General features: G+C 69.2%; 1 protein-coding gene and 1 pseudogene. Both read right to left on the bottom strand.

The window, feature by feature from the left end; translation table 11 throughout:
- A partial coding sequence (locus tag D456_RS0123280) for an ABC transporter substrate-binding protein (RefSeq protein WP_017578577.1) occupies positions 1–1,092 on the bottom strand: 1,092 nt, incomplete at its 3' end.
- 242 nt (positions 1,093–1,334) lie between these two features.
- Positions 1,335–1,474 (bottom strand): annotated as a pseudogene (locus tag D456_RS27720) (ABC transporter substrate-binding protein); the annotation flags it as partial.

Below are 1,474 nucleotides of genomic sequence, written 5' to 3'. Positions count from 1 at the left end.
GTCGAGGAGGTCGCGGCACTGTTCGAAGTCGGTGCACTCGGTGCCCTCGGGGCGGCTGACCTCGCCCACGTGGGAAGCGTAGTCGGCGGCGTCGGTGCTGCCCGCGGATTCGGCGGCCAGCGCGACGAGGGTGACGCAGTCGTAGACATGGGGCGCGAACTGGAAGGCGTCCAGGTCCTCGTCGAAGTCGCTGATGCCCTGGCTGAACTCGGGGTTGTCGGCGCTGGCTGCGACACCGGTGACCCCGTTGACCAGGGCTGCGTTGTCGCTGACGGTGGAACCGAGGTCGGGGTCGTTGAGGCCGTCGGTGACGTAGACCTGGTCGCCGCTGATACCGGATTCGAGGAGGGCGGCCAGGATCTGGCTGCCCTCCTCGAAGGAGATGAGGGAGACGGCGTCGACGTTGCTCTCGTTGATCGAGTCGACGACGGAACCGAAGTTGGTGGCGTCGGGGTCGTAGCTCTCCGAGACGGAGACCCGGACGTCGTTGGAGCGCAGTTCGTTCTGGACGGTCTGGAGGTAGCCGGAACCGTAGTCGTCGGCACGGGCGATGACGGCGACGTCCTGGTGCCCGTTGTCGATGATCTCCTGGGCGAGGACAGGGCCGGCGAGCAGGTCGCTGGGTGCGGTGCGGTAGAAGTTGCCGCCGTCGTCGATGTCGGTGAGTCCGGGGGAGGTCGCCGAGCCGGAGCACTGGGGGATGCCTGCGCCGGTGACGGTCTCGTAGACAGCTTGGGTCATGCCGGAGGAAGCGGCGCCGATGACGGCGTCGGCCCCGTCGGAGACGAGGGTGCTGGCGGCGTCGTTGGCGCGGCCTTCGTCACCGGCTTCGTCTCCCTGCATGGGCACGGGCATGTCGGTGCCGAGGACGCCCCCGGCGGCGTTGATCTCTTCGACGGCGTATTCGGTGGCGGAGAGTTGTGGGGCCCCCAGGTGGGCGAGGCTGCCGGTCTGGGGGTAGAGGATGCCGAGGTTGAGGGCCTCCTCGTCGGCGCCGGAGGCGTCGCTCCCGTCGCCGTTGCCGCAGGCGGTGAGTGTGAGGACGAGGGCGGTCAGAACTGCTGACAGGGGCAGGGCTCTGGGGCTGGTCATGGTTGCGGTGGTCCGTTCGGTCGTGCGCCTGGGCGCCGTTGGTCGTTTCGGTCCGGGGGAGGGGCGGCCGTCCGGGTTCCGGCAGGGCGCCACGGCGGGGGCGCTCTGCGGTCGCTGGGGCCGCGGGGGTGGTGCTGCGTCTTGTGCGCGAGCGGTCCTCGTGGTGTTTGGGACACGAAGGGCACGGCCCCTGATGTGTGGAGGCCGTGCCCTGGGGTCACGCTCTTCTGAGTCGCTCGGTCCTACTCCTCTGCGGAGTAGTCCACGAACTCGAGGGTGCCGTGTCCGTCCTCACCCCAGTGGAAGACCTCGAAGGTGGCGGCGGTGGGGTCGCCGTTGTCGTCGAGGTCGATGTTGCCGCTGACGCCCTGGTAGTCGATCT

Source organism: Nocardiopsis kunsanensis DSM 44524 (genome assembly GCF_000340965.1).
Classification (GTDB): Bacteria; Actinomycetota; Actinomycetes; order Streptosporangiales; family Streptosporangiaceae; genus Nocardiopsis; species Nocardiopsis kunsanensis.
This window is presented reverse-complemented; position numbering and strand designations above follow the sequence as displayed.